Annotated in this window: 17 protein-coding genes; 7 read left to right on the top strand and 10 right to left on the bottom strand. The window is 72.1% G+C overall.

The genetic code is table 11. The features are described 5' to 3' along the window. Nucleotides 1–68 precede the first annotated feature (68 nt). Nucleotides 69–524, top strand: a complete 456-nt coding sequence (locus QFW81_RS02460) for a PA2169 family four-helix-bundle protein (RefSeq protein ID WP_280576973.1) — start codon at nucleotides 69–71, stop codon at nucleotides 522–524. Nucleotides 525–662: 138 nt separating this feature from the next. Here the strand turns inward: QFW81_RS02460 and QFW81_RS02455 are convergent, their stop codons facing one another. The 3 genes from QFW81_RS02455 to htpG form a co-directional block, all read right to left on the bottom strand. Continuing rightward, nucleotides 663–1,721, bottom strand: a complete 1,059-nt coding sequence (locus QFW81_RS02455; protein WP_280576972.1) for a LysM peptidoglycan-binding domain-containing protein — start codon at nucleotides 1,719–1,721, stop codon at nucleotides 663–665. Between the two features lie 86 nt (nucleotides 1,722–1,807). Further along, nucleotides 1,808–2,428 (bottom strand): hypothetical protein, encoded by a 621-nt coding sequence (locus QFW81_RS02450; protein ID WP_280576971.1) that lies wholly within the window; start codon nucleotides 2,426–2,428, stop codon nucleotides 1,808–1,810. A 397-nt stretch (nucleotides 2,429–2,825) separates the two neighbouring features. Next, the gene (gene htpG, locus QFW81_RS02445) at nucleotides 2,826–4,727 is read right to left on the bottom strand and encodes a molecular chaperone HtpG (RefSeq protein ID WP_280576970.1); all 1,902 of its coding nucleotides are present in this window, start codon (nucleotides 4,725–4,727) and stop codon (nucleotides 2,826–2,828) included. A gap of 164 nt (nucleotides 4,728–4,891) precedes the next feature. Here htpG and QFW81_RS02440 point away from each other — a divergent pair, with 164 nt between their 5' ends. Both QFW81_RS02440 and QFW81_RS02435 read left to right on the top strand, forming a co-directional pair. Further along, entirely contained in the window at nucleotides 4,892–5,443 is a 552-nt protein-coding gene (locus QFW81_RS02440) for a YdeI/OmpD-associated family protein (protein WP_280576969.1), read from the top strand. A gap of 72 nt (nucleotides 5,444–5,515) precedes the next feature. After that, nucleotides 5,516–6,124, top strand: a complete 609-nt coding sequence (locus QFW81_RS02435) for a TlpA family protein disulfide reductase (RefSeq protein ID WP_280576968.1) — start codon at nucleotides 5,516–5,518, stop codon at nucleotides 6,122–6,124. Between the two features lie 39 nt (nucleotides 6,125–6,163). Here QFW81_RS02435 and QFW81_RS02430 read toward each other — a convergent pair whose 3' ends face one another. From QFW81_RS02430 to QFW81_RS02415, 4 genes are all read right to left on the bottom strand, one after another. Next, a complete protein-coding gene (locus QFW81_RS02430) occupies nucleotides 6,164–6,682 on the bottom strand; it encodes a lipocalin family protein (RefSeq protein WP_280576967.1) in 519 nt (172 codons plus the stop codon). Nucleotides 6,683–6,823: 141 nt separating this feature from the next. Further along, nucleotides 6,824–8,023, bottom strand: a complete 1,200-nt coding sequence (locus tag QFW81_RS02425) for a glycosyltransferase (protein WP_280576966.1) — start codon at nucleotides 8,021–8,023, stop codon at nucleotides 6,824–6,826. A 10-nt stretch (nucleotides 8,024–8,033) separates the two neighbouring features. Continuing rightward, nucleotides 8,034–10,061: an SLC13 family permease gene (locus tag QFW81_RS02420; protein ID WP_280576965.1), complete on the bottom strand. Its 2,028-nt coding sequence runs from the start codon at nucleotides 10,059–10,061 to the stop codon at nucleotides 8,034–8,036. 55 nt (nucleotides 10,062–10,116) lie between these two features. Beyond that, a complete protein-coding gene (locus QFW81_RS02415; protein WP_280576964.1) occupies nucleotides 10,117–11,283 on the bottom strand; it encodes a mechanosensitive ion channel family protein in 1,167 nt (388 codons plus the stop codon). A 199-nt stretch (nucleotides 11,284–11,482) separates the two neighbouring features. Here QFW81_RS02415 and QFW81_RS02410 point away from each other — a divergent pair, with 199 nt between their 5' ends. Next, entirely contained in the window at nucleotides 11,483–12,460 is a 978-nt protein-coding gene (locus QFW81_RS02410; protein ID WP_280576963.1) for a zinc-binding dehydrogenase, read from the top strand. Between the two features lie 176 nt (nucleotides 12,461–12,636). Here the strand turns inward: QFW81_RS02410 and dbpA are convergent, their stop codons facing one another. The 3 genes from dbpA to QFW81_RS02395 form a co-directional block, all read right to left on the bottom strand. Further along, the gene (gene dbpA, locus QFW81_RS02405) at nucleotides 12,637–14,019 is read right to left on the bottom strand and encodes an ATP-dependent RNA helicase DbpA (RefSeq protein ID WP_280576962.1); all 1,383 of its coding nucleotides are present in this window, start codon (nucleotides 14,017–14,019) and stop codon (nucleotides 12,637–12,639) included. Between the two features lie 83 nt (nucleotides 14,020–14,102). After that, the gene (locus tag QFW81_RS02400; RefSeq protein WP_280576961.1) at nucleotides 14,103–15,491 is read right to left on the bottom strand and encodes a hypothetical protein; all 1,389 of its coding nucleotides are present in this window, start codon (nucleotides 15,489–15,491) and stop codon (nucleotides 14,103–14,105) included. Between the two features lie 68 nt (nucleotides 15,492–15,559). After that, nucleotides 15,560–16,597, bottom strand: a complete 1,038-nt coding sequence (locus tag QFW81_RS02395) for a LysR family transcriptional regulator (protein WP_280576960.1) — start codon at nucleotides 16,595–16,597, stop codon at nucleotides 15,560–15,562. A 132-nt stretch (nucleotides 16,598–16,729) separates the two neighbouring features. Here QFW81_RS02395 and QFW81_RS02390 point away from each other — a divergent pair, with 132 nt between their 5' ends. Genes QFW81_RS02390 through QFW81_RS02380 form a run of 3 tightly spaced genes read left to right on the top strand, consistent with a single transcriptional unit; the run spans nucleotide 16,730 to nucleotide 19,072 of the window. Next, nucleotides 16,730–16,975 carry a hypothetical protein gene (locus QFW81_RS02390; protein ID WP_280576959.1) on the top strand — a complete coding sequence of 82 codons (246 nt, stop codon included), beginning with the start codon at nucleotides 16,730–16,732 and terminating at the stop codon, nucleotides 16,973–16,975. A 23-nt stretch (nucleotides 16,976–16,998) separates the two neighbouring features. Beyond that, a complete protein-coding gene (locus tag QFW81_RS02385; RefSeq protein ID WP_280576958.1) occupies nucleotides 16,999–17,865 on the top strand; it encodes an SDR family oxidoreductase in 867 nt (288 codons plus the stop codon). Beyond that, nucleotides 17,849–19,072 carry an efflux RND transporter periplasmic adaptor subunit gene (locus QFW81_RS02380; protein ID WP_280576957.1) on the top strand — a complete coding sequence of 408 codons (1,224 nt, stop codon included), beginning with the start codon at nucleotides 17,849–17,851 and terminating at the stop codon, nucleotides 19,070–19,072. The genes QFW81_RS02385 and QFW81_RS02380 overlap by 17 nt, the downstream gene beginning before the upstream one ends. Nucleotides 19,073–19,094: the final 22 nt, after the last annotated feature.

Genomic DNA, 19,094 nt, shown 5'->3' with positions numbered 1-19,094 from the left:
CTGCGGACTGCACGCGGCATTGATCGCCGATGGCCGATAGTGGGGATCACATCTCGAGGAGCCACACGATGAGTACCGAAAAGAAGATCCAGCACAGCCTCAACGACCTGATCGAAATCGCGCGCGACGGCGGCGAGTTCTACACCGAGGCGGCCGGCAAGGTGAAGGATCCGGAGCTCGCTGCGCTGTTCAACCAGATGGCGGGCCACAAGCGCGAGATCGTCACCGCCCTGAGCGCCGACGTGGCCGCGACCGGTGGCAATCCGGCCGACCACGGCACCATGGTGGGTTCGATGCAGCAGATGTACGGCAAGATGCGCGCCGCGCTGGGCGACACGAACTACGGCTACGTCGCCGAGCTCGAGGAATCGGAAGACCGTCTGCTCAAGGCGTTCAAGGAAACGGTGTCGGACGACGACACGCCTGCCGAGGCGCGCATCTCCGCCGAGCGCCTGCTGCCGCGGGTGGTCCAGTGCCACGACATCATGCGCAACCGCAAGCACGCGATGAAGGCGGCGAGCTGATCGGATGAAGCCGGCAAGCTGACCGAAGATGCCGATGCGTGACTGATCAAAGCCCCGGTGCGAACCGGGGCTTTCTTGCGTCCTGGCCTCTTCCCGCGCGCGGATGCTATGCGGCGATCCGCGATCCCGCGATCCGGACTATGGATCGGTCCGGCCCAGGGCGACGTCGAGCGCGCGATCCTCTGCATCCAGCGCCGCGATGGCGTCCGCACGTTCGTCGACGAACCGGTCGGCCACGCCGCGCTGGACGGCCGCGGAATTGCTGCTGAAATGCGCCAGCTCGCCGTTGGCATCGACCCGCCCGCGCTCGTCGTAGACCGCGTCGATCACCGCGCGATCGAAACCCGCATCCCAGTCCTGCACGCCCGCCGCGCGCACCTCGCGCACCGCGTCGGCAATGATGTTGCTGCGCGGGCCATGCTGTACCGCAGTCGACCAGGCCACGTTCTGCAGCGCGCGCGAATGCTGCGCCAGGTCCACGCCCGCGGTGGCGATGCCGCCATCCACGCCGGCCACCGTGGTGCGTTGCTCCACGCGCGCGGCCTGCGGGTCGTAGTGCGTGCGTTCGATGTAGTCGTGCTGCGCCTGCTGGAAGGCGGCGGGTTCGCGCGCGGCCACGTCGCGCCAGGCCTGGGTGAAGGCCGGCGTGCCGGCGCGCAGTCCCGCGAAGTCGGCGGCCCACTGCGCCCCTTCCGTGGCGAGGAATTCCTGCGGCCGCCCGGCCGCGGTCGACAGCTGGTAGCTGCCGTAGGACACCCCGCCGATGTCGCCGCGGCCGGTCGACACGGTCCCCGGTCCGCGGTTCCCGGTTTCGTACTGCGCCGACAGCGACCCGATCTCCGGCTTGTCGACCGGCGGCGCGACGCTGATGGTCTGCCCGGGCTGCACCGTCTCGGGGTTGGCGATGTCGTTGGCGATGGCGAGCTCGCGCACGGTGGTGCCGAACGCCGTCGCCACGTCCTGCAGCGTCTGCCCCGGCTGCATCGAATAGCACACCGGACCGGACAGGCCGATCGGCGTGCCGCTCGCGATCGCGTCGGCGACCGCGCGCTGCGCGGCGGGATTGTCGAACGCGGTCGCGTCGAGGGCATCGAAGGCCCGCGAGGTGGCACCGGCCGACGTGGCCTGCGTATGGCCCTGCACGTCGGATGCGGAATCGCGACTGCCCGTACCGCCGACGCCGTTGCTGCTGTCCATGGCTCGTGTTCCGCACGCGTGGACGGACAGCAATAGCGCAGCGCGCGGCCACTCACATCCTCGGGGCGACCCCAGTGCGCGTGCGCTCAGTCACGGTTCCAGCAGGCGGCCGGCAGCGGCGGGCAGTCCAGGAACAGCGACGGTGTCGCGGTGCGCCGGTAGCTGCCGGCCATCACGGTCGCCATCGCGCAGTGTGCGAATGCCCCCTGCAGACGGGCGGTGTCCCCCTGCAGCTGCAGTTCGACGCGTGGGCCGTCCACCAGGTCGCCGGCCTCGAGCCCGCCCAGGTCGCTGTCGAACGGCTGCAGCGCGGCATCGATGCGATCGCCCGCCAGCGGCCCCTCCGCCACCGCCCGGCAATCCGCGCCCACGCCGGCGCCGTCGCGCGGATCGCCGCCGCCGTGCACCTCGATGCGGTACTCGCCGGGCCGTCCGGGCAGCGCCACAACGCGCAGCTCCGAGACCAGCGGCGCCGCCATGGCGTAGACGCCTTCGGGCGACGGCGCAGGCGCCGATGCAGGCGATGGCGTCTGTGCGGGGGCGGACGCCTGTGGGGACTCGGACGGATCCAGCGCGCGTCCGGAGTCCGCCGGCGCGACCGCCTGCGTACGCGCTTCGCAGGCGGCCAGCAGCAGGACGAGCACGCAGGACGCCCCGATCAGGGGGGCGGCGAATGCGGCGCGTGTGCAGGAACCGGTCAGGGCCATGCGAGTCTCCGGAGCGTGGATCCGGCAACGATAGCGCGCCGCGTTCGCGCAGGCCGTGAGCGGCACGCCATGGCGGCCTGCCAGCCGGGAGTGTCGTGGTCCCGCCTCCGGGGGCATGCATCCCTGCTTCCCGATGCGTGCCCGTAGCGCTCCGCATTCCCGGCGCGAGTCTTCTCGTCCCCGCATCCACGGAAGCGTGGATCTTCGACTTCAGCGCGGGTGTGTTCCTTCCGCCGCTTGCGGGGCATTGCGCCCTTCACGAGTGGAAGGTGCCGGAGGCGGATGGGGGCGCGCCACAGGCGCGCGCATGGTGGGATGCGTCGGATCATCCCGGATGCGGCCTGCGGCCTTATCCGGGCTACGGACCGCACGGCAGTGCCGTGCGAGCGGCCGTTCCTCACCCCGCCAGCAGCCGGTTCATGCGCTGCACGAAGGCGGCCGGATCGACAAGCGGGGCGCCGGCCGCGAGTTCGGCCTGTTCCAGCAGCAGGTGGGCGAGGTCGCCGGCGCGTGCGTCGTCGTGCTCGCCGAGCAGCTTCTGCAGCAGCGGGTGGCGCGGATTCACTTCCAGCACAGGCTTGCTGCCCGGCACGTCCTGGCCGGCCTCGCGCAGCAGGCGCGCCAGGTGCGGCGCCATCTCGTACTCGGCCAGCGCCAGGCAGGCGGGCGAGTCGGTCAGTCGCGCCGACACGCGCACGTCCTCGACCCGCTCGCCGAGCAGCGCCTTGATGCGCTCGATCAGGGGCGCTGCCGCCTGCGCGGCCTCGGCCTGCGTCGCCTTCTCCGCCTCGTCCAGCGGCAGCTCGCCCTTGGCGACGTGGCGCAGCGGCTTGCCGGCGTATTCGCGCAGGTGGCCGAGCATCCACTCGTCGATGCGATCGGACATCAGCAGCACTTCGATGCCGCGGGCGCGGAAGGCCTCCAGCTGCGGACTGCCGGCCGCGGCGCGGTAGCCGTCGGCGGTGACGTACCAGATCGCATCCTGGCCTTCGGCCATGCGGCCGACGTAGTCGTCCAGCGACACCGTCTGCGCCTCGCCTTCGCCCCTGGTGGACGCGAAGCGCAACAGCTTCGCGATCCGCTCGCGATTGCCGGCGTCCTCGACGATGCCTTCCTTGAGCGTGTTGCCGAAGGCCTTGATGAAGGCGGCGAACGTCTCCGGCTCGTCGCGCGAGAGTTTCTCGATCAGGTCCAGCACGCGCTTGACGCAGGCGCCCCTGATGCGCTCGAGCTGGCGGTTGTGCTGCAGCAGTTCGCGGCTGACGTTGAGCGGCAGGTCGTCGGCATCCACCACGCCGCGCACGAAGCGCAGGTAGTGGGGCAGCAGCTCCTCGGCCGCGTCCATGATGAAGACGCGCTTGATGTAGAGCTTGAGCCCCTTGCGCTCGTCGCGCCCGCCCATCATCAGGTCGAACGGCGGCTGCGAAGGCAGGTACAGCAGGGTGGTGAAGCTCTGGCTGCCTTCGACCCGGTTGTGCGACCAGGCCGCGGCGTCGTTGAAGTCGTGGCCGAGCGACTTGTAGAAGTTCTGGTATTCCTCGTCGCTGATCTCGCTCCTGGGCCGGGTCCACAGGGCGGAGGCGTCGTTCGCGGTCTCCCACTCCGGCGCGGCGTCGGCTTCGGCCTCGTCGCCGTCTTCCTGTGCGGGCGCCTCCCTGGGCATCCGGATCGGGAAGGCGACGTGGTCGGAGTACTTGCGCACCAGCGCGCGCAGCTTCCAGCCATCGAGGAACTCGTCCTCGCCCTCCTTCAGGTGCAGCACGACCGTGGTGCCGCGCTGGTCGAGCGTGGCGGGTTCGAGCGTGTACTCGCCGCGGCCGTCGCTCTCCCACTTCACTCCGGTCTCCGGGGCCTCGCCGGCGCGGCGGGTGAGCACGGTGACGCGGTCGGCGACTACGAATGCGGAGTAGAAGCCCACGCCGAACTGGCCGATCAGCCGCGCGTCCGCCTTCTGCTCGCTGCCCAGGGTTTCGAGGAAACGGCGGGTGCCGGAGCTGGCGATGCTGCCGATGTTGGCCACCACTTCGTCGCGGCTCATGCCGATGCCGGTATCGCGGATGGTGATGGTGCGCGCGGCCGTGTCCCAGCTGACGTCGATGTGCAGCTCGGCGTCGCCCGACAGCAGCCCTGGGCTGGCGATGGCCTCGAAGCGCAGCTTGTCGCAGGCGTCGGAGGCGTTGGAGATCAGCTCGCGCAGGAAGATCTCCTTGTGCGAGTACAGCGAATGCGTGACCAGGTGCAGCACCTGGGCGACTTCGGCTTCGAACTTGCGGGTTTCGGTGGCGGTGGCGTCGGTCATGGACCCTTCCCTTGCATGGCCAGGCAGGCCGCGGATATGCGTGCGGCGGCGGCGATTTCAAGCGCGGGTGGACCGGAGGCGGAGGCGGAACCGGCCCGGTTGCCCTCGCCGGGCAGCCGCGGAACGCGTTCCGGAGCGCCGCAGGCCGGTGCTATCGTCCGCGCATGGGCAAGGCCACCGCCGGCATCCGCTTCAAGGCGACGTTGCAGCGTCCGGCGCAGCCGAAAGGCGCGGCGTGGCGGTTCCTGGTGCTGCCCGCCGCGGCCAGCGCGAAGCTGCCCACCCGCAGCATGGTCACCGTCGAGGGCACGTTCGAACGCCAGCCGTTCCAGGCCACGCTGGAGCCGGACGGCGCGGGCAGCCACTGGCTCAAGGTCGACAGGACGCTGTGGGAGGCCGCGGCCGTCGGGGCCGGCGACACGGTCGAGCTGGAGGTCGCGCCGGTCGCGCGCGAGCCCGAGCCGACGGTGCCGGCGGACCTGCGCCGCGCGCTGGCCGCGCATCCGGACGCACTGGCGACGTGGAAGGACATTACCGCGGTCGCACGGCGCGACTGGATCCACTGGATCACCTCGGGCAAGAAGGCCGAGACGCGGGTGAAGCGCATCGCCACCGCTTGCGACAAGCTCGCCTCCGGCATGCGCCGCGCCTGTTGCTTCGACCGCTCGGGCATGTACAGCAAGGGAAGCATGGGCGCGCCGGAGCCGGCGGAGTAGCCGGCGCTTGACGGACGGCGCGCGCGGAGGGATCGTCCGCTGGCGCGCCGGGGCCGCGCGGGGGATGGGGACATGCGCGTTGACTGGAAGCTGCGGCTGGCCATCGGCCTGCTGGTGTCGTGCATGGCGGGCGTGGTGCCCGCGTCGCCCAGGGTGGGCGAGCCGGCACCGGTCGACCTGCTGGGAACCACGCCCGAAGGCGAACAGGTGCGCGTGAGCGCGCACGCCGGCAAGGTGGTGGTGGTGAGTTTCTGGGCGTCGTGGTGCGGCTACTGCCGGCGCCAGTTCGCCCTGCTGGACCACCTGCAGGCCGAGGTCGGTACAGATCGCCTGCGTGTGGTGGTGGTGAACTTCAAGGAAGGCGTCCCCGAGTACCGCAGCGTCCGTCACGCATTGCGCAAGTCGCCGGTGACCTGGACCCACGATCGGGATGGCGGGCTGTCCGAAGCGTTCGGGGTCGCGTCGGTGCCGCACATGTTCGTCTTCGACCAGGCCGGGCGCCTGGCGGCGATCCGGCGCGGTTATTCGGAGGCGTCCGCGGCCGAGACCATCGGCCTGCTCAACGCGCTGCTCGCGACGCCGGCGGCACCCGGCGTGCCCGCGACGGAGCCGGAACCGGAACGGGTGCCCGATCCGTCCGTGGACACGCCCGTGGCCGCGGCACCGGCGCCCGTTCCGTAGCCCGCACCCGGGCGACGCAGCCGCCTGCCGCGCGGCCCGTCACTCCGCCCGGGCCGGCGCGCCGGTGTGCGGCGTGTGGATCAGCGCCGCCAGGTCGAAACCGCGCTGGCGGGCGATCGCGAGGTAGTGATCGCGCGTGGTGGCGTCGAGCGTGGGCGTGCGCGACAGCAGCCACAGGTACTTGCGGTCCGGGCTGCCCACCAGCGACACGCTGTAGTCCGGCGCCAGCGCGAGGATCCAGTAGTCTCCCTTCGTGAACGGAATCCAGCGCAGGCCCTGCGGCAGGAAGCTCACTTCCAGCCGGCTGCCGCTCTCGTCCACCGCGTCCGCTTCGCCGGTCGTCTCTTCGACTTCGCCGTTGCGGCGCATCCGGTTGCGGACCGCCACCTTGCCGTCGTCCTGCAGCGCGTAGTGGGCCGAGATGTCGTAGTGGGCCGAGATGTCGGTGGCGTCTTCGGGTTCGAAGCGCATCGGCAGGCGCGCGATCTCGTACCAGGTGCCCATGTAGCGCGCGAGATCGACGTGGGCGACGGTGGCGGGTGCCTGGTGGTCTGACATGCGGTGGCCCTGGGCGTGTCGCGGATGGACGCGCAGGTATAGGCGCGCACGGGTGAAGTGGCCGTCGCGGTCGCAGCCTTGCGGCTGCAGCGGCGACGGGCGGATCCCGCGCACGCGTCCAGTCCGGCGGCGGCGGCCGCCCTACGCCGTGGCGTAGCGCTCCACCAGCGCGACCGCAGCTTCGCAGCCGTGCTCGCGCTGCATGCGCGCACCGAGCAGGGCGGCGTGCCGACGCGCGCCCTCGCCGCGGGCGAAGTCGATCGCCTCGGACAGGCGCGCTGCGGTGATCGTGCCGCCCCTGAGCGCGTGGCGCATCACCCCGGCCTGGCGCAGGCGCGCGTTCCAGAAGAACTGGTCGCCGGCGAAGGGCACGATCACCGAAGGGATGCCGGCGCGACACGCCGAGTGGGTGGTGCCGGAACCGCCGTGGTGGATCGCCAGCGCGGTGCGCGGCAGCAGCCAGTCGTGCGGCACGTGTCCGACCGGATGGAAGTTGCCGGGCAGCCGCGTGGCATCGATCCCGCTCCAGCCCGGATGGAACAGCGCGCGTCTGCCGCCGACCGCGCCGACCACCGCCTCCACCAGGCGTGCATCGTCGAATCCGGCCATGCTGCCGAAGCCGACGTAGACCGGCGGCTCGCCGGCGTCGAGGAAGGCGAGCAGGTCCGCATCGGGGGTGTAAGTTGCCGCAAGCGGCGGAATCCACTGCCCGCACACGTGGGCGTTGCCGGGCCAGTCGGCCGGAGGCGGCACGAGCGAGGGCGAGATGCCGTAGAGCATCGGATGGTCGGTCCACAGTCGCCTGCGCGGCGGCAGGCCCGCGGCGCGGCGCGCGCGGTTGGTCGCGCCGCGGAACAGCCGCCAGCTGAGCTGGCCGAACAGCCGGTGGCTGGCGGCGTTGAACGCGCGCGGCGGCGCCAGCGGCAGGAACGGCGAGGGAAACGCGGCCGTGGGCGAGATCGGGATCAGCATCGCGCCGATCGCCGGCACGCCCAGCGCCTCGGCCGCCGACAGTCCGGCGAACGCGGCCAGCCCGGACACCACCACCGCGTCGCAGCCACGCCCTGCGTCGATCGCCTGCGCCAGCCAGTCGCCCGTGTGGCGACGCGTGAGCGCCGACAGGTTGCGGGTGATTGCGCGCATCGCGCCCTCGGCGGCAATCGCGCCGCGGATGTCGCCGGCCAGTGCGTCGCAGGGCAGGCCGAGGGCCTGCGCGCTGCCGAGCGCGGAGGCGTCGGCCAGCAGGCGCGCCTCGTGCCCGGCCTGTCGCAGCGCGTGACCGAGCGCGGCCAGCGGGCGGGTATCGCCCTCGGTGCCGTAGGTGAGCAGCAGGATCCTCATCGTTCCCGCGCTACAGCGGCCACACGCGCAGCAGCAGCGGGATCGACACCACCAGCACCACCAGCTGCACCGGCAATCCGAGCCGCCAGTAGTCGCTGAAGCGGAAGCCGCCGGGCCCGAGGATCAGGGTGTTGTTCTGATGCCCGATCGGGGTCAGGAACGCGCACGAGGCGCCGATGGCCACCGCCATCAGGTAGGGATCGGGATCGACCCCGAGCGTGGTGGCGGCCCCCACCGCGATCGGGCACATCACCGCGGCGGTGGCGGCGTTGTTCATCAGGTCCGACAGGGTCATGGTCACCACCATCACCAGCACCAGGCCGAGCACCGGGTGGCCCTGGGCCACCGAGTCGAACAGCCCGCGCGCCAGCAGGTCGGCGGTGCCGGTGGATTCCATTGCGCCGGCCACCGGGATCAGCGCCGCCAGCAGCACGATCACCGGCCAGTCCACCGCCTCGTACACCTCGCGCGGCGGCACCGTGCGCAGCGCCATCGAGGCCACCACGCCGAGCGCGAACGCCACCGCCGCGGGCAGCAGGCCGAACGCGGTGAGTGCGATCGCGGCCGCCAGCACCAGGCTGGCGGTGATCGCCTTGCGCCGGTCGGGCATGCGCAGCGCACGTTCGGCCAGCGGGACCGCGCCGAACTGGGCGGCGAAGCCGGAGATCGCGGCCTGCGTGCCCTGCACCAGCAGCAGGTCGCCTTCCTGGAAGCGCTGCGAACGCAGTCGCCGCCGCGAACGGATGCCGGCGCGCGAGATCGCGAGCACGTTGATGCCGTGGTGGGTGCGCAGGTCGAGTTCGGTCGCCGAGCGGCCCGACAGTCCGGAGCCGGGCAGCACCACGATTTCCTGCAGCACGATCTCCTCATGCGGCGTGCGCCCGGGGTCGCGGGCCCTGGGGCCGTCGTCGTCCCCGGCGCCGTCGTCCTCGTCGTTCGCGTCTTCCGCCGACGCCCTCCGGACGTCGCGCGACCGGTCCGCCTCCGCGTCGCCGCCGCGGCGCTCCCGCAGGCGCGTCGTGGAATCGGTGACGGTGACCGGCGCAGGCGCCCGGCCTTCGTCACGCGCGTGCGCGCCATGGTCCCCGCGCGCGTCACCGGGCGCGTCGCTGTCGGCGTCGTCGGTGTCGTCCCTGTCCTGGGGCGGCGGCACGTCCTCCTCCAGTTTCAGCCCCAGCTCGGAGAGCAGGTTGGACAGCGCCTCGGCATCGGCCTCGATCACCAGCACGTCGCCGGCCCGCACCACACGCGAGGGATGCGGCGCGTGCACCCGGAATTCGGCCTGCACGATGCCCAGCACCTGCGCATCGTGCTGGTCGAGCGAGCGCTCGATCTCGGACAGGGTCCTGCCCACCGCGCGCGCGCCTTCGGGCACGCGCACCTCGGTCAGGTACGCGCCGGGATCGAAGCCCTCGGCCGCCGCCTCGCGCCGCACCGGCACCAGCTTCCAGCCCCCCAGCACGATCAGCAGGACGCCCGCGCCCGCGACCGCCACGCCGACCGGGCTGAAATCGAACATCGCGAACGGCGCCTCGCCGGTCGATGCGCGGTAGCCGGACACGATGAGGTTCGGCGGCGTGCCGATCAGCGTGGTCATGCCGCCCAGGATCGAGCCGAACGCCAGCGGCATCAGCACCTGGCCCGGCGCGAGCTTGCGCTTGCGCGCGATCTGCAGCGCCACCGGCATCAGCAGCGCCAGCGCGCCGACATTGTTCATGAAGCCCGACAGCACCGCCGCCAGCGCGGTGAGCGCGGCGATCGACAGCATCGGACCGGCCTTGGCCGGCAACGCCACGCGCGCCAGCGCATCCACCGCGCCGGACGTCTGCAGGCCGCGACTGAGCACCAGCACGCAGGCCACGGTGATCACCGCCGGATGCCCGAAACCGGCGAACGCCTGTTCCGGTGCCACCACCCCGGCCAGCACACAGGCCATCAGCGCGCCGCCGGCGACCAGGTCGTGGCGCCACCGGCCCCACAGGAAGGCGGCCACGGTGGACGCGAGGATGGCGATGATCAGGATCTGATCGGTCTGCATGCGGAGCCCGCGTCCGGGAGACCCGACAGGGTAGCGGGCGCGTGCGAATGCCTCGTCACGACGGGGCGGCAGACGCGGGGTCGCGGCCGGCGTCGTCCTCGGCCCCGGGGGACATCGTGTCGGCGTGGACGGGCGCCGGTGTCGGGGACGTGCCGGCGGCGGGCGCATCGGCCCCCGGCTCGCGCGAGAGGTCCGCACGCAGTCGCGGCAACGACTGCGGGTGATGCTGCGACAGGTAATCGATCATGCGCTCGCGCACCACGCACCGCAGGTCGAACAGGTCGCCGGAATTGCGGGAACTCACCAGCAGCCGCACCTGCACGGTCTGCTCGGAGGTTTCCGTGACCTGGGCCACGCACACGCGTCCGTCCCAGCGCGGATCCTCCTCGCAGATCCTTTGCAATTGCGCGCGCACCTCGGCCATGGGCGTGCGGTAGTCCAGCCACAGGAACGCGGTGCCGAGCAGCTCGGCGCTGGTGCGGGTCCAGTTCTGGAACGGGTGCTCGATGAACCACTGCAGCGGCACCACCATGCGTCGCTCGTCCCAGATCCGCACCACCACGTAGGTCGCGGTGATCTCCTCGATGCGTCCCCATTCGCCTTCCACGATCACCACGTCGTCGAGCCGGATCGGCTGCGCCAGCGCGATCTGCAGGCCGGCGATCAGGTTGCCGAACACCGGCTTGGCGGCGATGCCCGCGACCAGGCCGATGATGCCGGCCGAGGCCAGCAGGGTGGCGCCGACCTGGCGGATCGCAGGGAAGGTCATCAGCGCCAGCGAGATGCCGATCAGCGCGATCGCGCCCTGGATTACGCGTGCGATGACGCGGGTCTGGGTCTGGACCCGGCGCGCGGCGAGGTTGTCCTCGATGTCGACCGGATGCTCGCGCAGGATCCGCGCCTCGACCGCGCCCACCGCGCGTACCGCCAGCCAGGTCACGCACAGCAGCACGCCGATGCCGAGCCAGTGCCTGGCCTGCGCGATGGCCCCGGCGGACAGCGGCGTGGCCTCCACTGCCAGGATCAGGAACAACAGCGGAAGCGCCAGCGCCGCGGGCACCGCGATCACCTGCACCACCCGCGCGGGCAGCGAATCGCGCGACTTCGCGCGCGCCCGCCGGGCCACGTACAGCAGCGCGTGGCGCACGATCAGGCCGAGCACCAGCGCCACCGCCAGCGGCCAGGCGATCGCGGTCAGCTGTGGCCAGTCCAGGGTGCGCACCCGTATCCGATTCCTCGCGGTGAAGCACGCAGGATGCCAATCCCGACGTGCATGGCATGTCGATCATGTCCCGCACGCACCCATCCCCGTATGGCGCCCGTTCCGCATCGGCGTGTTCCAGGCTTGCGGCGGCGCGGGACGTACCGGGCTACCCGCGGATGCGTTAGCGTGGGCGCGGACACTCTCCCCGGGACCCGCCATGCGCAGTGCCATCCATGCCACCTTCGGCGAACCGGCGGACGTGGTCGCCGCCGGTGACGCGCCCGTGCCCGAGCCCGGCCCAGGTGAGATCCGCGTGCGCATGGCGCTGGCACCGATCCACAACCACGACCTGTGGACCATCCGCGGCCAGTACGGCTGGAAGCCCACCCTGCCGGCGATCGGTGGCAGCGAGGCCTGCGGCACGATCGACGCGCTCGGCGCCGGCGTGGAGGGCCTGGCCGTGGGCCAGCGCGTCAACATCGCGGCCGCGCACGGCACCTGGGCCGAGTACTTCGTCGCGCCGGCCGCGCTGGCGGTGCCGCTGCCAGACGCCGTCGACGATGCGGTCGGCGCGCAGCTCGTGGCGATGCCGCTGAGCGCGCTGATGCTGCTCGACTCGCTCGAACTCGAGTCCGGGCAGTGGATCGTGCAGAACGCGGCCAATGGCGCGGTCGGCAAGGCGCTGGCGATGCTCGCCGCCGCACGCGGCGTGCGCGTGCTCAGCCTGGTCCGGCGCGAAGCGGGCGTGGATGAGCTCGCGGAGGTCGGCGTCGGTGACGCGATCGCCTGCACCGGCGACGACTGGCGCGAGCGCGCCCGGTCGCTGGTCGGCAAGGCGCGTGCGCGCGTCGCGATCGATTCGGTCGGCGGCGCGGCGACCGCCGACCTGGTCGGCCTGCTCGGCGACGGCGGCACCCTGGTGAGCTTCGGCGCGATGGGCGGCGAGCCGATGCACGTGCCGTCGGGCGAGGTGATCTTCCGCGACCTGGTGGTGCGCGGGTTCTGGGGCAGCCGCACCGGCCGCGCACTGCCCGCGGACGTGCGCCGCCGCCTGGTGGGCGAACTGCTGCAGCGCGCAGCCAGCGGCGAACTGCGGCTGCCGGTGGACGCAGTCGTCCCGCTCGACCAGGCGCCGCAGGCGATGGCCGCGAGCCAGCGCCCCGGTCGCGGCGGCAAGGTGCTGCTGCGGCCCTGACGGCGCCGCGAGGTGCTGCGTCACGGCCACCATGCGATCGTCGAACTGGCGGGGGAACTGGCCGGCGATGTCCACCTTGCGCTCGATGCTGCCCGGGATCGCCGGCGCGAGTTCACCCCGGCATTGTTCGAACCCGCGTGCGCGTAGCGCGACTGGCTCGCCGCGTGCGGCTGCCGCTACAGCCGCGCCACGCGGAACCTGCGTCCCTTGATCCTGCCTTCGCGCAATCCCGCGAGGGCCTCTGCCGCCCGCGCGCGTGCGACGGCGACGTAGCTGCGCGTCGCGAATACGTCGATCCGTCCGATGGCGTCCTTGTGCAGGCCGGCCGCGCCGGTCAGCGCCCCGACGATGTCGCCGGGGCGCAGCTTGTCGCTGCGGCCGGCATCGATGCGCAGCGTGGCCATCGCGGCGGCCGGCACGTTCGCGGCCCTGCCCGCAAGCGGCTGCAGCTTCTCCCAGCGCAGCGGCCGGCCCTGGCGTTCCTCGATCGCGGTCGCGCGCGGCAGCTCGCGCGGCGTGCACAGGCTCAGCGCCAGGCCGGGGCGCCCGGCGCGGCCGGTGCGGCCGATGCGGTGCAGGTAGGTGTCGGCGTCGGTGGGCAGCTCGTAGTTGACTACTGCGGAGAGGTCCTCGACGTCGAGCCCGCGCGCGGCGACGTCGCTGGCGACCAGCACGCTGCAGCTGCGGTTGGCGAACCGCACCAGCACTTCGTCGCGGTCGCGCTGCTCCATGTCGCCATGCAGGGCCAGCGCGGAGAAGCCGTAGTGGTCGAGCGAACCGACCACCTCGGCGGTATCGGCGCGGGTGTTGCAGAACACCACCGCCGATTCCGGCCGGTAACGCAACAGCAACGCGGCCAGCAGCGGCGCGCGGCGCGCGGGCTCGACCTCGAAGAACAGCTGCTCGATCGAGGCCGGCTGCGCGCCGCCGTCGATGCTCACTTCCAGCGCATCGCGCAGCATCGCGTTGCCCAGCGCGCGGATCGCGTCGGGGTAGGTGGCCGAGAACAGCAGGCCCTGGCGATCCTTCGGCGTGCGCCTGACGATATCGCGGATCGCGTCCTCGAATCCCATGTCGAGCATCCGGTCGGCCTCGTCGAGCACCAGCGTGCGAACGCCGCCCAGGTGCAGCGCCTGCTTCTTCGCCAGTTCCTGGATCCGCCCGGGGGTGCCGACCACGACCTGCGGCGGATGCACCAGCGAGGCCAGCTGCGGGCCGAGCGGGATGCCGCCGCATAGGATCGATACCTTGAGGTTGGGAATGCCAACGGCCAGCCTGCGCAGCTGCTTGCCGACCTGGTCGGCGAGTTCGCGCGTGGGGCACAGCACCAGCGCCTGCGTGCCCGGGCGCGAATCGTCGAGCCGATGCAGCAGCCCGAGCCCGAACGCGGCGGTCTTGCCGCTGCCGGTCGGCGCCTGGGCGATGAGGTCGCGGCCGTCGAGGATCGCGGGCAGCGCCTGCGCCTGGACCGGCGTCATCGCCGTGTAGCCGAGTGCGTCGACCCCCTGCAGCAGCGCAGGCGACAGCGGAAGTTGCGCGAAGGCGTGCGGCGTGGTCATGCGCGCATGATCGCAGGTCGCGCAGGAAGTCGACGAACGCACGCCCCTTCGGCGGCTGTCCGGATCCCGGCGCCGACGCGCTGCTAGCGGGCAGTCGCGGGCAGTTCCATGCCCGGGGTGAACCAGAACGGGATGAAGTACTCGCGGCGCCGCAACCTGCCCGAGTCCCCGCCCTCGGCATTCCAGAGCAGGCGCAGGTCGTGCCGACCGGGCGCGAGCCCGGACACGTCGAGGTAGCCGACCAGCCCACGCAAGCCCAGGTCGCGCCGTTCCATCGGCACGAACCCGTCGAGCGGGACCGGCTGCCCGTCGAGCGTCGCGGTCCACAAGGTACCCACGCACGTCACCGCCAGGCGCGCGGCGTCGGGGCCACTGGCTGCGTTGCGGCCACGTTCCAGCCCGCGGCAGCGTTCACGCGCCAGCGCGTTGTCACGCTGCGGCTGGTGCGGGATGAACAGCCGCAGATGGGCCTCGCTGATCCGGTCCGATGGAATCATCGGATAGCGCAACAGCACGTCATGCTCCGAACGCAGCGATTCGTAGTGCGCAGTGAGCATGCCGTGCTCGACCGCCTCGCCGGTCACCAAGTCGTAGCGGTCGACCATCGCCAGCCGCAGCGAGCCGGCGATCTGGAGCGAGCCGAAGATGCTGGTGGCCATGATCACCACCATGTACGCCACGATGAAGCCGTTCCCGTGCAGATTGCTCTGCAGGGTGAGCTGCACCGGCATGATGAGCCGCTGCGGCACCAGGACGCCGAGGACCCGCAACAGCGCACGCACGATGCGTTCGAGCACCGGCGAGGCCTGGGCCCGCGCCTGCCGCCGAGCGATCAGCTTCTCGAGCACGACCGGCACCAGTCCGGCGACGATGAACAGCACGTAGCCCGCGAACAGCAGCAGGTTCGTGACTCGCGCGCTGTCGTCGAACAGCGCGCCGATCGCGCCACCGAGCAGGATCGTGGCCACCGCGAGCACACCCACCCACACGATCGCCAGCGCAATCAGGATCGTCATCGCGAACAGGATCGAGGCAGCGCGGTCGACGCGGTCGATCGCCTGCCCCAGATCACCGACCCGGCGCTGGTAGAAGGCCCGCGATACCGGCCCCATGAGCGGTACGCGGTCCCAGCGGATGCCGTCCGGAAACGTGGACTTGAGCCCGATCAGCCCGACCCAGTAGCCGCGGATCGCAAGGTGGACGACGAATGCGGTGCCGAGGGTGTAGCTCAGTCCGGACACCACCAGGAAGCCGAACCAAAGCGCGTACAGGAACACGCCCTCGACGTGCACCGCGTTCGCCGCCCAGGCATCGAACACGCGCCCCGGTACGGTCAGCAGCGCGAACGCGAGCAGGCCGGAGACGATCAGCTCGAGTTCGTCGGTGCGTTCGCGCAGGCGTTCGAACGCGACACGCGTCGCCGGCGCCTGCGCACCGGTGGCTTGCGGAGCATCCTCCTGCATGGATTGCATACGGCGCAGCGTCCCCTGGCGAGCGATCGCCAGTCTATCGGTCGCCGACGCCGGATGCAGGGGCCGGCTCAGCCCGCGGTGACGGTCTCCAGGATCCGCTTGCCGGCGGCGATGTCCTCGGCCTGCGCTGGATCGTTCGCCTCCTCGTGCGCGCCGCCCTCGGCGGTGCAACGCGCCGCCATCAGCGGGCACTGCGCGGCCATGTAGTCGATCTCCAGGTTGAGGCGTTCGAGCAGGAAGTCGACGAACGCGCGCACCTTGGGCGACTGGCCGTGGCCGCGCGGGAACACGGCGTTGAACTCGTATTCGCCGCCGGTCCAGCCGGCCAGCACGCGCTTGACCACGCCGTGTTCCACCATCGGCTTGACCATCACGTCGGCGCCGATCACCAGGCCCTCGCCGCACAGCAGGGCACCCTTGAGCGCGGCCGGATCATTGGCCACCAGGATTGGATTGACCGGGAACTGCTGCGCGCCGTTGCCGTCGTCGAGGGTCCAGGCGTAGCCGTTGCCGTGGCGGTGCTTGGGCATCGCCAGCGTGCGGTGGTGGGGCAGTTCGTCCGGATGCAGCGGCTCGCCGTAGCGCTCGATGTACGCGGCGCCGGCGAACACCTGGGTGCGCAGGCTGCCGAGCCGGCGCGCGACCAGGCTCGAATCGGGCAGCGGCCCGAGGCGCAGCGCGACGTCGATCTCGCCGGCGATCAGGTCCACCGGTTCGTTCGACAGCATCATCTCCACCCGCACCTCCGGATGGCGCATGTGGAACTCGCCCAGCAGCGGCGCGATCTTGTCGATGCCGATCGAGTACGGCGCGGTGAAGCGCAGCCAGCCGCGCGGGCCGGCCTGCAGCTGGCCGACCGCGCTCTCGGCCTCGCTCAGGTCGCGCGCGATGCGCTGCGAGTGTTCGTAATAGACGTTGCCGGCTTCGGTGAGGCCGAGCTTGCGCGTCGTGCGGTGCAGCAGCTGCGCGCCCAGGCGCGACTCGAGCTCCTGCACCTTGCGGCTGACCGTGGTCTTGGGCAGGCGCAGCGACTTCGCCGCACCGACGAAGCTGCCGTGCTCGACCACCTTGACGAAGATCAGGGTGTCGTTGAGATCGTGAGACATGCGTGCCTCCGGGGGAATTGGGGGAAAAGGCGATTGGCCCACCTGCTGGACAATTATTCCCTTGATTGGGGACTAATCAAGTCCTGATTGCAGGCGCAATCTAGGCGCCGTTCCCGCCGATGGAGCGCCACCATGCGCACCGCCCCCCGCCGCCACCTGTCCTATGCCAGCCTCGTGCTGCTGCTGGCCGCCGACGTGCTCGCGCTGGCCGCGCTCGTTCTGAATCAATGGCTTGCCGTCGGGCAGGGATGGGCCTGGCTGCTCGCCGCGGGCCTCACGGCCGCCGCCCTGCCGGGCCTGCTGTGGCTGGTCGACCGGGTGTTCCAGGCCGCGCGCCGGGCCGCCGAGGTCACGATTTCGGGAGGGACTTTCCCATGAACGGGATAATCGATTCCGGAACAATGACGCCCGTCCTGGTCGTGCTGGGCGCGAACGGGGTGGTCGGGCGCGGCGTGGCCGAGGCCGCGGTGGCGGCCGGACGCCCGGTGGTGGCGGTCGGCCTGGATGACGCGGGCCGCGCCGGAATCCGCGAGCGCCACCCCGGCGCCGACCTGATCGCGCTGCCGGCCGCCATCGCCAGCGATGCCGATGCCGCCGCGCTCGCGCGCGAACTGCGGGCGCTTGGCCGCTCCTTCGACGGCGTGGTCGCCAGCCTGGCCGGCAGCCATCCCTGCGGGCGGCTGATGGACGAACCGGCCGACGTGCTGCAGCGCGCGCTGGACCAGGACCTGCTGCCGCACCTGTTCGCCGCACGCCACCTGTTGCCGCTGCTCGGCGATGCTGCCGCCGGCTACGTGCTGGTCGGCGGCCCGGGCAGCCGCTACCCCTGGGCCGGCTACGGCCATTGTTCGATCGCCGCCGCGGCGCTGCGGATGATGGCGCGCGTGCTGCACGACGAGGCCGCACGCCACGGCCAGCGCGTCCAGCTGCTGTCGCTGGACGCGCCGGTCGGCGCGGCCCGTGCCGGCGGCGACGCGCAGACCGAAGCGGACAAGGCGCTCGCGGTGGGCCGCCGCGCGCTGTCGATGCTCGACGCGGCGCGCCGCGGACGGCCGTCGCCGATCGTCGACTACACCGCCACCTTGACCCCCGAGGTCATCGCCGCCGCCCCCCCGCGTGCGCGATCGTCGTCCCCGGGCGCCGCGCGCGGGCGCACCGCCACCCCGGACAGCCTGCTGCCCGCGCGCGACCTGCACGCCGCGCGCGCGCTGCTCGATGCCATCGCCTTCCCCACTTCGCCAGGAAACCTCCATGACGAACATTGCTGATCTCTCCACCGGGCGTGCCGTGCGCACCGTTCGCCTGATCCCCCTGCTGCTCGCCGCCGCGCTCGCGGTGGCCTGCAGCAGCGAAGCCGCCCCCGGCGACGGCGCCCCGCCGCCGCCGGAGGTGAGCGTCGCCGAAGTGGTCGCCAGGCCGGTGACGCAGTGGGACGACTTCACCGGACGCATCAGCGCGGTGGAGACCGTCGAACTGCGCCCGCGCGTGAGCGGCTACGTGCTGCGCGTGGCCTACGACGAGGGCGAGGAAGTCGACAAGGGCGACCTGCTGTTCGAGATCGACCCGCGCCCCTACCGCGCGGCGCTCGACCAGGCCCAGGCCGAGCTCGAGCGCGCGCGCAGCGAGGCCCGCCTGGCCGCCGCGCAGAACACCCGCGCCAAGGCGCTGGTCGAGGCGCGCGCGATCTCGCGCGAGGAGTTCGAGACCCGCAACGCCGCCACCGCCCAGGGTGACGCCGCGGTGCGCGCGGCGCAGGCCGCGGTCGCCGCGGCACGCCTGGACCTGCAGTTCACCCAGGTGCGCTCGCCCATCGACGGCCGCGCCGGCCGCGCGCTGGTCACCACCGGCAACCTCGCCCAGGCCGACGCCACCCTGCTCACCACGGTGGTCTCGCAGGATCCGGTGCACGTGCACTTCGAGGCCGACGAGCAGACCTGGCTGCGCTACAGCCGGCTTGCGCAGCAGGGCGAGCGCGCCACCACCGAGAATCCGGTGCGCGTGGGCCTCGCCGGCGAGGACGGCTACCCGCACGCGGGCAGCGTGGATTTCATCGACAACCAGGTCGATCCCGCCACCGGCACCATCCGCGCCCGCGCGGTGCTGCGCAATCCGCAGCGGCTGTTCACGCCGGGGCTGTTCGCGCGCGTGCAGCTGGAGGGCAGCGCCGAGTTCGATGCGCTGCTGGTGGACGACAAGGCGGTGCTCACCGACCAGGACCGCAAGTACGTCTACGTGCTGGGCGAAGGCGACACCGCGCAGCGGCGCGACGTGCAGCTCGGGCGCGCGGTCGACGGCCTGCGCGTGGTGCAGTCGGGCCTGGAGCCCGGCGACCGCGTGATCGTCAACGGCGTGCAGAAGGTGTTCATGCCGGGCATGCCGGTGGCGCCGAAGGAGGTGGCGATGGAAACGCCCCCGGCCGCGGCGCCGCAGGTGGCGATGTCCACGCCGCCGGCATCGCCCGGTCCGACCGAGTGATCCGCCGCTGACGGGCGGCGGC

It is taken from the genome of Luteimonas kalidii (assembly GCF_029887935.1).
In the GTDB taxonomy this organism is placed as follows: Bacteria; Pseudomonadota; Gammaproteobacteria; order Xanthomonadales; family Xanthomonadaceae; genus Luteimonas; species Luteimonas kalidii.
The sequence above is the reverse complement of the archived record's forward strand: the minus strand, read 5'-3'. Positions and strand labels throughout refer to the sequence as shown.

Excerpts from the sequence above, each read along its gene's own strand:
- QFW81_RS02430 (WP_280576967.1), bottom strand. The coding sequence starts at position 6,682 with ATGTCAGACCACCAGGCACCCGCCACCGTCGCCCACGTCGATCTCGCG.
- QFW81_RS02400 (WP_280576961.1), bottom strand. The coding sequence starts at position 15,491 with ATGCAATCCATGCAGGAGGATGCTCCGCAAGCCACCGGTGCGCAGGCG.
- QFW81_RS02395 (WP_280576960.1), bottom strand. The coding sequence starts at position 16,597 with ATGTCTCACGATCTCAACGACACCCTGATCTTCGTCAAGGTGGTCGAG.
- QFW81_RS02440 (WP_280576969.1), top strand. The coding sequence starts at position 4,892 with ATGGGCAAGGCCACCGCCGGCATCCGCTTCAAGGCGACGTTGCAGCGT.
- QFW81_RS02450 (WP_280576971.1), bottom strand. The coding sequence starts at position 2,428 with ATGGCCCTGACCGGTTCCTGCACACGCGCCGCATTCGCCGCCCCCCTG.
- QFW81_RS02435 (WP_280576968.1), top strand. The coding sequence starts at position 5,516 with ATGCGCGTTGACTGGAAGCTGCGGCTGGCCATCGGCCTGCTGGTGTCG.
- QFW81_RS02380 (WP_280576957.1), top strand. The coding sequence starts at position 17,849 with ATGACGAACATTGCTGATCTCTCCACCGGGCGTGCCGTGCGCACCGTT.
- QFW81_RS02460 (WP_280576973.1), top strand. The coding sequence starts at position 69 with ATGAGTACCGAAAAGAAGATCCAGCACAGCCTCAACGACCTGATCGAA.
- QFW81_RS02390 (WP_280576959.1), top strand. The coding sequence starts at position 16,730 with ATGCGCACCGCCCCCCGCCGCCACCTGTCCTATGCCAGCCTCGTGCTG.
- htpG (WP_280576970.1), bottom strand. The coding sequence starts at position 4,727 with ATGACCGACGCCACCGCCACCGAAACCCGCAAGTTCGAAGCCGAAGTC.
- dbpA (WP_280576962.1), bottom strand. The coding sequence starts at position 14,019 with ATGACCACGCCGCACGCCTTCGCGCAACTTCCGCTGTCGCCTGCGCTG.
- QFW81_RS02455 (WP_280576972.1), bottom strand. The coding sequence starts at position 1,721 with ATGGACAGCAGCAACGGCGTCGGCGGTACGGGCAGTCGCGATTCCGCA.
- QFW81_RS02425 (WP_280576966.1), bottom strand. The coding sequence starts at position 8,023 with ATGAGGATCCTGCTGCTCACCTACGGCACCGAGGGCGATACCCGCCCG.
- QFW81_RS02410 (WP_280576963.1), top strand. The coding sequence starts at position 11,483 with ATGCGCAGTGCCATCCATGCCACCTTCGGCGAACCGGCGGACGTGGTC.
- QFW81_RS02385 (WP_280576958.1), top strand. The coding sequence starts at position 16,999 with ATGACGCCCGTCCTGGTCGTGCTGGGCGCGAACGGGGTGGTCGGGCGC.
- QFW81_RS02420 (WP_280576965.1), bottom strand. The coding sequence starts at position 10,061 with ATGCAGACCGATCAGATCCTGATCATCGCCATCCTCGCGTCCACCGTG.